This is a genomic window from Mycobacterium sp. E2238, assembly GCF_001672665.1.
GTDB lineage: Bacteria > Actinomycetota > Actinomycetes > Mycobacteriales > Mycobacteriaceae > Mycobacterium.
The window spans coordinates 1-1,197 of record NZ_LZKF01000137.1 but is presented as its reverse complement, the minus strand read 5'-3'; the positions used below and the strand labels follow the sequence as shown (position 1 = coordinate 1,197).

Genomic DNA, 1,197 nt, shown 5'->3' with positions numbered 1-1,197 from the left:
AACCTGCTCGGCGGCATGCCCCTGGCCGGTATGGGCTCTGGCACCCACGCCGGCGCCGGACCCCGATACGGATTCCGCCCCACCGTCATGGCCCGACCCCCCTTCGCCGGCTGATCAGCACCGCGTAACCGGCGTGGGTGTCGAAAGGACCTAATGCCTCTACTCAAGGGACTCAAAACCCTTTCGGAGAGCCCTGGGTCGTCGGGATGCTGTGGGCGGTCCCGCCCGCGCGGAAGGAGTTTGCGAGCAACGAGATCTTATTGCGAACTGCGGTGCCACAGCGGCTGGGCAAGGTCCACCAGCAACTTTGCCTGCCGACTCTGTCACAGTTTGCTGTGACGCTACTGCAAGGTGCTGCGATCCAGGTCAGACGCTGTTACTGTGTCGTTACCAAAAATGAATTCGCCGTACCGTCAAGTGAACAGTTGCAAACAGGCGGCTTCCGAAAGAGCTTCGGAGGTCGCGGTCATCTACTCTCTGCAGAGTCGGGGATTGAACTTAGGAGGGAACCAAGTATGTCGTTCGTGACCACACAGCCCGAGGCTCTGGCTGCGGCGGCCGGAAACTTGCAGGCCATTGGCTCAACGTTGAGCGCTCAGAACGCGGCTGCCGCCGCCCCTACGACCGGGGTGGTGCCCGCCGCTGCCGACGAGGTGTCGGCGCTGACTGCGGCGCAGTTCGCGGCGCACGCGCAGATGTACCAGGCGGTCAGCGCGCAGGCCGCCGCCATTCACGAGGCGTTCGTGAACACGCTGTCGACCAGTTCTGGCTCGTACGCTGCGACCGAGGCAATCAACGCAGCTGCCACGGGCTAGTCGGTTGGCGGTTGATGGTCTGGGACAAGGCGTCTCGACGTGGAATCCCACCTCACCGCCCAGCTACCGATGATCTCGGGGGCTGACGGCCGGACAACTCAAACGCCGGAGTTCGGGTTTGACGTCCGTCTCACCGTGTTAGAGCAACCGGTGGCCGCCGGCTGACGGGAAGGGGGGATCATCCTTTTGCATTCGGCTCGGCGGCTCGCCAGCGCGTGACCGGTCCGGCCAGCGTCGTAACCACAGCAAGTATCTGAGTACTCACTTAAAAAGGAGACAGCCACATGGCAACACGTTTTATGACTGACCCGCACGAAATGCGGGCGATGGCGGGCCGCTTCGAGGTGCACGCCCAGACGGTTGAGGACGAGGCTCGCAAGAT

General features: G+C 63.1%; 1 protein-coding gene and 2 pseudogenes. All 3 read left to right on the top strand.

The annotated features are described in order from the left end of the window. Positions 1-114: pseudogene (locus tag A5711_RS26290) on the top strand (hypothetical protein); the annotation flags it as partial. A 401-nt stretch (positions 115-515) separates the two neighbouring features. Continuing rightward, positions 516-815, top strand: coding sequence for a PE family protein (locus A5711_RS11370; protein WP_066957025.1), 300 nt, complete (start codon positions 516-518; stop codon positions 813-815). A 284-nt stretch (positions 816-1,099) separates the two neighbouring features. Then, positions 1,100-1,197 (top strand): annotated as a pseudogene (locus A5711_RS11365) (WXG100 family type VII secretion target); the annotation flags it as partial.